Genomic DNA, 6,533 nt, shown 5'->3' with positions numbered 1-6,533 from the left:
ACTCCTAATCCAGGAGCTTGTGATTCTCCATAAGCAACAAGTCCAGTCATTAAAAGAGCTGTTGAACCTGCGGCCATAATCACAAATGTTTACCCTATGATCTTACAGTGTAAAATCATAAGATCGCGAAGAAATTAACAGGTTGGTTACAGACAGTTGCTAAATCTCTCAAAAATTTATTTTTTTTTTACTATTAACTCAAGTTATTCAAAGTTAGCTATTCCATTTAAGGATATAACCACGCTCGCCAAGTACAAATCCTTTTTGATTGTCTAGAGCCTCATTATCAAGAAAAACTATTTTAATGTAGTTTGTTGGCAATTCAGAAGCAATAGGATCTTTATTCCAAGTTTTACCTTGATCTTTAATTACTATTAGAGTGCCATTGCCCCCGCCAGCCCATATATCACCATTTGGATCCCATCCCATGTCTAGATAATTGTAACCATTAAGAATTGGTATAATAGGTTTTGACCAATTTTCTAGGTCATTAGTATCTTCATTAAATCTAATTTCTGCTCCTCTTGAAAGCATCCATAAACTTCCTTCTGGATTAAAACCAATACTTTGAACTCTTTTGCTACTGGCTCTTTGATGAGCTATCCATGCATCACTATCCTTTTCCAAAGTAGAAAAGAAATTACCTAAACTACTTACACTTACATAATCTCCTTTATTAGTTCTTCTTAAATCTCTTACTCCTCCAGAACCAGATGCATCAAGAACTTTTGCATTCCATGATTCACCACTATCTGATGTTTCATAAATCGCACCTGCAGTGGTAGCTAATTCTGCAACACCGCCGTCGACAGTTGTTATTAGAAATGGTTGACCTGGTAATTTGTTACCTAGAGATAAACGAGTCCAATTCTTTCCTGCATCAAGTGTATGCATTACTAATGAAGGCTGACCTATTAACCATCCCTCTTCACCTTTAAAATCAATATCTAGGAGACGAAAGTTCTCTTCACTTGGTAAATCTAAATTTCTTTTTTCCCAAGTTTCTCCTCCATCATTAGATTCCATAATAAGTCTATTAGAACCTACTAAAAATCCATTTTTATCATCTATAAAGTCAACATCTAAAGCATTAGACTGGTCCTCAAACTTAATTGTTTTCCAAGGGCTGCTATCACTCATCTTTACTCCTGTAGATGAACAACTGCTCAATACAAAACAAAGAAGAACTGATAAAAGAAGATTGGGAATAATAGTAATAATTTTTTTCATTTGTATATATTAATGCAAAGAGTACAAAGAAAGGAACATAGCAGCAGCGAACGCTAGCCCTCCAAAGATCAATATGTTTTTTTGTCCAGGAGGTAAACTATTAAAGCCAAACCCATAAACTAAATTTTCTTCAAAACCACTTGGTTTAGATTTAGGACCTATATCCTTATAAAAATTTTTACCAGCTCGACAAACAGGGCAAGCGAAAGTATTACCATCCAACTCTGAAAAAGGAGTATTTTTAGGTATGTTTAATTTTTTATTTCCTTCAGACGGATCATAAATATATCCACAACTTCTACATTCGAATCTATTTTGTTCTAGATTAGGGGTAGGTTGTTCAACATTTACTCCTGAGGAATTTTCAGAAAGTTTTTCTTTCTCAAAGTTCTCAACTATTTTGTTTTCCTCAGAGGCTGGTTGAATGTTTTCACTCACGGCTTATTATTGTTCTTTAAGAACTTTAAAAGATTTTGCTTAATTAAGCGACTTTTATTCAAAATTAATTTTTTAAGATGTTTTTATTAACTGGCTATGAATACTTTTTAGGTTTCCTTCTAATTGCCGCAGCTGTTCCAGTATTAGCTCTAGTTACTAATCTCATCGTTGCCCCAAAAGGGAGAACAGGTGAAAGAAAACTTACATATGAATCTGGAATGGAGCCTATTGGAGGAGCATGGATTCAATTTAATATTCGTTATTACATGTTTGCATTGGTTTTCGTTATATTTGATGTTGAGACAGTATTCCTTTATCCTTGGGCTGTTGCCTTCAATAGATTAGGCTTATTAGCTTTTATTGAGGCTTTAATCTTCATTGCAATACTTGTTATTGCCCTGGCATATGCATGGAGAAAAGGCGCTTTAGAATGGAGTTAAAAAAATTGAATCCACAATTATCACCAAAAGCAATAAGAGAAATTCGAGAAGGGACTTGCAACCCTCTTGGTGCACCCCAAGTTACTACAGATTTAAGCGAAAACGTTATATTGACAAGCTTAGATGATCTTCATAATTGGGCTAGGTTAAGCAGTCTATGGCCCCTTCTTTATGGAACAGCTTGTTGTTTTATAGAATTTGCTGCCTTAATCGGATCTAGATTTGATTTTGACAGATTTGGATTAGTACCTAGAAGCTCGCCAAGGCAAGCAGATTTGATAATAGTTGCAGGGACAGTAACAATGAAGATGGCACCAGCGCTTGTAAGACTTTATGAGCAGATGCCTGAACCAAAGTATGTTATTGCTATGGGTGCCTGCACAATCACAGGGGGAATGTTCAGTGCAGATTCTACAACTGCTGTAAGAGGTGTTGATAAATTGATACCAGTTGATTTATACCTCCCAGGATGTCCGCCAAGACCAGAAGCAATTTTTGATGCTGTAATTAAATTAAGAAAAAAAGTTGGTAATGAATCAATTTTAGAGCGTACAAAAACAGAACAAACTCACAGATACATTACATCAGATCACGAAATGAACCTTGTTTTTTCAGAAAATACAGGTGAATATCTAAACAAAACTTCAGCTAACGTAATATCCCCCTCCAAAAAAGAAAAAATAACCGAATTCCCTGAAAACAGCGAAAAAACTGAAATTATTAATTCTGTAGAAGATTAATGGAAAAAGACGGTATAGCCACATCCTCAGATACTTCAATAGAGAAAGAAGGATTTATAAGCCAATCTTTGTCTAAAGATGGAATTCCAAATCAATCTTTATCTGATGATCACATAGGAATTGAAAACATTTCTGTGGAACCTAGCAAATTATATGAAGCGGTATCGGCGTTAAGAAATTATGGTTTCAACTATCTTCAATGTCAAGGTGGCTATGATGAAGGACCGGGGAAAAATCTTGTTAGTTTCTATCATTTTATAACTGTTGATGACTTACAAAAAATCGAAAAAATTAAAGAAGTTAGATTAAAAGTTTTCTTAAAAAGAGATTCTGATTTATCAATCCCTAGTTTGTATGAAATTTTTAAAGGAAGTGATTGGCAAGAAAGAGAAACATATGACATGTATGGAATAAATTTTATAAATCATCCAAATCCCAAAAGACTATTAATGCCGGAAGACTGGAGAGGATGGCCATTGCGAAAAGACTATATTCAGCCTGATTTTTATGAACTTCAAGATGCATATTAATTTAGTTTTTTTAATTTGCGGTACATAAATATAACTGCTCTTGCTAATCTCCTAGGATCATGTCTAAGAGTTGGGGTTATTCTTTTTGAATATAATGGTGCTTGTAAGACATAATATCCCTCAGATAATAATCTTTCTTTATTACATTGGACTGGTTCCGCCCCTCTACTTTCGTAATAATCTACCAATGGAGACTTTTCAAATTGGACTTGAGATAAAATTGCATTAAAAATTCGAGTATTAACTCCAAAATTTGATAGTTGTTTTTCTATTGATTTGACATGTTGATAAACATTAAGTCCATCTGTCTCGCCAGGCTGAGTCATCAAATTACTTATGTAAATTTTAGGGGCATTACTTTGCAATAAAGCATCTACTATCTCTGGCACTAACAAGTTAGGTAACAAAGAGGTGAATAGACTTCCTGGCCCAAGAACAATCAAATCAGCTTCTTTTATAGATTCGATAGCACTTGGAAGAGCAGAAGGATTTTCTGGTAGGTAACCAATCCTTGAAATTAATTTTTTAGAATTGCTTATCTTGCTTTCTCCAAAAATTTTTTCACCATCCTCTAATTCGGCCCATAACATAACATCAACATCTGTTGCTGGTAAAACTTGACCTTGTACAGCCAAAACCTTACTTGAGGCCTGAACTGCTTTTTCTAAACTACCTGTAATTGTTGTTAAAGCTGACAAGAATAGATTCCCAAAACTATGTCCCTCCAGACCACTTCCTCCAGAAAATCTATATTGAAATAACCTAGTTAAGGTAGGTTCTTCGTTTGATAAAGCCGCTAAACAATTTCTAATATCTCCTGGAGGTTGCACACCTAATTGTTTTCTAAGAATTCCACTACTTCCACCATCATCGGATACCGTTACAATAGCAGTAATGTTACTGCTGTAATTTTTTAATCCTTTTAGAAGAGTAGATAAGCCTGTACCTCCGCCAATTGCAACAATATTAGGACCTCTTTTTAATTTACTTTTTACTCTTAAAGCATCAACTAAAAATGTATTTTTCTCTGGAACAAGCGCTTTTTGAATAGAATTAATACTTCTATTTTGTCCAATCCCTATTAATAATATTCCAAGAACAAATATTAATGGTCCCAAAAATGAAACAGGCAGGATCCTAGTTAAACCTGTCATTAACCAGAAAAATATTTCAATAAGCCAATAGAGTGGTCTTAAATTTGTCCAAATTGCGATGCCTAATAATGTAGTCAAAAATCCAATCGCAGATGTAATCATCCATCTTTTTATTACGAGTCCTGGCAGAAGCCAGCTCAAAATTCTTAAAATTTTGTTCAAGAAGACAAGATTAGACTTTTTAAAATTTTTATAATATCTTCTTACTCTTCTTTTACGCTTATTCATTTAAACCTCTTGAATTATTTTTTATCAAATGAAATCTTCATAAATATATTATAAATCAAATTCATACATCCTTTTTTTATTTCCAAAAATAGGCAATATGTAATTAAAGGTGACTTTCATTTAATATAAATTTTGAAAAAATTAAAGCCTGCAGTTGAAACAAAAAACCTCTCAATAAGCTGGGGGGAAGTTAATGTGCTGAATCAACTAAATTTTGAACTAAATAATGGGGAGAAATTAGCTATTGTTGGTCCCTCAGGTTCTGGCAAATCAACTATTTTAAAAATATTAGCAGGACTAATTTTACCTACCAAAGGAGAATTAAAAATATTTGGTGAGAAACAGATATATTTGAGATTAGATCAAAATAATCCTCCTGATGTAAGGCTAGTTTTTCAAAACCCAGCATTATTAGGATCATTAACTATTGAAGAAAATGTTGGTTTTCTTCTAAAAAAAAATAAAAATCTATCTAAAAAGTTAATCCATGAAATCGTATGTGAATGTTTAGCTGAGGTAGGATTATTTAATGTTGAGAATAAATTTCCAAATGAGTTAAGCGGAGGCATGCAAAAAAGAGTTAGTTTTGCTAGAGCTTTAATCTCAGATCAGACTCTGAATGCAAATAGTAAACCCTTATTACTTTTTGATGAACCAACAGCAGGTCTTGATCCAATTGCCTCATCAAGAATTGAAGATTTAATTAATAAAACAAATGATAAAGCAAAGGGATCATCTATTGTAGTTAGCCATGTTCTTAGTACTATAGAAAGGACTTCAGATAGAGTTTTAATGCTTTACGCAGGTAAATTTAGATGGGCAGGTTCGATAGATGAATTTAAAGAGAGTAATGATCCCTATGTATTTCAATTTAGACATGGGAAACTTGATGGTCCAATGCAACCCAAAGACTTTTAAAAATTATGCGTAGAAGTTTACGAGATTCAATAGTTGGATTTTCCTTATTAGGAGGAATCTTAATATTCACATTTTTTTCCTTTTGGCTAAGAGGAGTAAAATTATCTTCAAAAAATTGGTACCTGTTTGCTGAGTTCAACAACGCAAGTGGTTTATCAAAAAAGTCTCCAGTTACTTACAGAGGAATTTTAGTAGGATCAATTGAAGATATCTTATTTACTAATGAATCAATTAAAGCAAAAATAGTTTTAAATAATCCAGAAATTATTCTTCCAAGACCAGCATTTGCAAGAGTAGTAACGAATTCTTTTCTTGGAGGAGATGTCCAAGTGGCTTTAGAAACTAGTAATAAGACAATTCCTAAAAACATTGCAAAACCTACATCCGAAAAATGCGATCCCAAAATAATTATTTGTGAGGGAGATCTTATTACTGGTAAGCAACTTTCGAGCCTTTCAAATATAACCAACACATTAAGTCAACTTTTAAAAGAATCAAATCAAGAAAACTTAATTGAGAACATCGTTAACTCAATTGACCAATTTGATAGAACACAAGAAAATCTCGATGAATTAATTTATTTATCTAAAAAAGAAATTCTAAGAATTGAACCTTTAATAAAAGAAATTACAATTGCTGCTAATCATTTAAATAACATTTTATCTACTATCGACGATAAAGAAACCCTTAAAGACATTAAATTAACCATTAATGCTGTAAGTTCTATCTCAAGCAAACTAGATGATATGAGTGATGATTTTGAAAAATTAACAAAAGATAAGGAATTAACTAAATCTATAAGAGATTTGACTATTGGACTTTCAAAATTTCTTAACGAAATTTATCCATAAGTAA

The 6,533-nt window shown here is 32.8% G+C and carries 8 protein-coding genes; 5 read left to right on the top strand and 3 right to left on the bottom strand.

Features of this window, described 5'->3' with window-relative positions; all coding sequences use genetic code 11:
- Nucleotides 1-213: 213 nt before the first annotated feature.
- Together HA145_RS01590 and HA145_RS01585 are read right to left on the bottom strand one after the other, a co-directional pair.
- Nucleotides 214-1,230, bottom strand: a complete 1,017-nt coding sequence (locus tag HA145_RS01590) for a photosynthesis system II assembly factor Ycf48 (protein ID WP_209127560.1) — start codon at nt 1,228-1,230, stop codon at nt 214-216.
- Nucleotides 1,231-1,239: 9 nt separating this feature from the next.
- Complete coding sequence (locus HA145_RS01585; protein WP_209127559.1) at nt 1,240-1,668, bottom strand: rubredoxin; 429 nt, start codon at nt 1,666-1,668, stop codon at nt 1,240-1,242.
- Nucleotides 1,669-1,745: 77 nt separating this feature from the next.
- Here HA145_RS01585 and HA145_RS01580 point away from each other — a divergent pair, with 77 nt between their 5' ends.
- Genes HA145_RS01580 through HA145_RS01570 form a run of 3 tightly spaced genes read left to right on the top strand, consistent with a single transcriptional unit; the run spans nt 1,746 to nt 3,378 of the window.
- Nucleotides 1,746-2,108 (top strand): NAD(P)H-quinone oxidoreductase subunit 3, encoded by a 363-nt coding sequence (locus tag HA145_RS01580; protein WP_011817786.1) that lies wholly within the window; start codon nt 1,746-1,748, stop codon nt 2,106-2,108.
- Nucleotides 2,099-2,848, top strand: a complete 750-nt coding sequence (locus HA145_RS01575) for an NADH dehydrogenase subunit K (RefSeq protein WP_209127558.1) — start codon at nt 2,099-2,101, stop codon at nt 2,846-2,848. The genes HA145_RS01580 and HA145_RS01575 overlap by 10 nt, the downstream gene beginning before the upstream one ends.
- Nucleotides 2,848-3,378: an NAD(P)H-quinone oxidoreductase subunit J gene (locus tag HA145_RS01570; protein WP_209127557.1), complete on the top strand. Its 531-nt coding sequence runs from the start codon at nt 2,848-2,850 to the stop codon at nt 3,376-3,378. The genes HA145_RS01575 and HA145_RS01570 overlap by 1 nt, the downstream gene beginning before the upstream one ends.
- On the opposite strand, the gene HA145_RS01565 is transcribed toward HA145_RS01570, so the two are convergent.
- Nucleotides 3,375-4,760, bottom strand: a complete 1,386-nt coding sequence (locus tag HA145_RS01565) for a gluconeogenesis factor YvcK family protein (RefSeq protein ID WP_209127556.1) — start codon at nt 4,758-4,760, stop codon at nt 3,375-3,377. The genes HA145_RS01570 and HA145_RS01565 overlap by 4 nt on opposite strands.
- Nucleotides 4,761-4,892: 132 nt before the next feature.
- Here HA145_RS01565 and HA145_RS01560 point away from each other — a divergent pair, with 132 nt between their 5' ends.
- Together HA145_RS01560 and HA145_RS01555 are read left to right on the top strand one after the other, a co-directional pair.
- Nucleotides 4,893-5,678 carry an ABC transporter ATP-binding protein gene (locus tag HA145_RS01560; protein ID WP_209127555.1) on the top strand — a complete coding sequence of 262 codons (786 nt, stop codon included), beginning with the start codon at nt 4,893-4,895 and terminating at the stop codon, nt 5,676-5,678.
- 5 nt (nt 5,679-5,683) lie between these two features.
- The gene (locus tag HA145_RS01555; RefSeq protein ID WP_209127554.1) at nt 5,684-6,529 is read left to right on the top strand and encodes an MlaD family protein; all 846 of its coding nucleotides are present in this window, start codon (nt 5,684-5,686) and stop codon (nt 6,527-6,529) included.
- Nucleotides 6,530-6,533: the final 4 nt, after the last annotated feature.

The sequence above is a fragment of the Prochlorococcus marinus XMU1411 genome (assembly GCF_017696075.1).
Lineage (GTDB): Bacteria > Cyanobacteriota > Cyanobacteriia > PCC-6307 > Cyanobiaceae > Prochlorococcus_A > Prochlorococcus_A marinus_V.
Note: the sequence above shows the minus strand (reverse complement) of the source record. Positions and strands in the feature narration are given on the sequence as shown.

Coding starts and splice junctions, on each gene's coding strand:
- HA145_RS01590 (WP_209127560.1), bottom strand. CDS start 1,230: ATGAAAAAAATTATTACTATTATTCCCAATCTTCTTTTATCAGTTCTT.
- HA145_RS01580 (WP_011817786.1), top strand. CDS start 1,746: ATGTTTTTATTAACTGGCTATGAATACTTTTTAGGTTTCCTTCTAATT.
- HA145_RS01575 (WP_209127558.1), top strand. CDS start 2,099: ATGGAGTTAAAAAAATTGAATCCACAATTATCACCAAAAGCAATAAGA.
- HA145_RS01570 (WP_209127557.1), top strand. CDS start 2,848: ATGGAAAAAGACGGTATAGCCACATCCTCAGATACTTCAATAGAGAAA.
- HA145_RS01565 (WP_209127556.1), bottom strand. CDS start 4,760: ATGAATAAGCGTAAAAGAAGAGTAAGAAGATATTATAAAAATTTTAAA.
- HA145_RS01555 (WP_209127554.1), top strand. CDS start 5,684: ATGCGTAGAAGTTTACGAGATTCAATAGTTGGATTTTCCTTATTAGGA.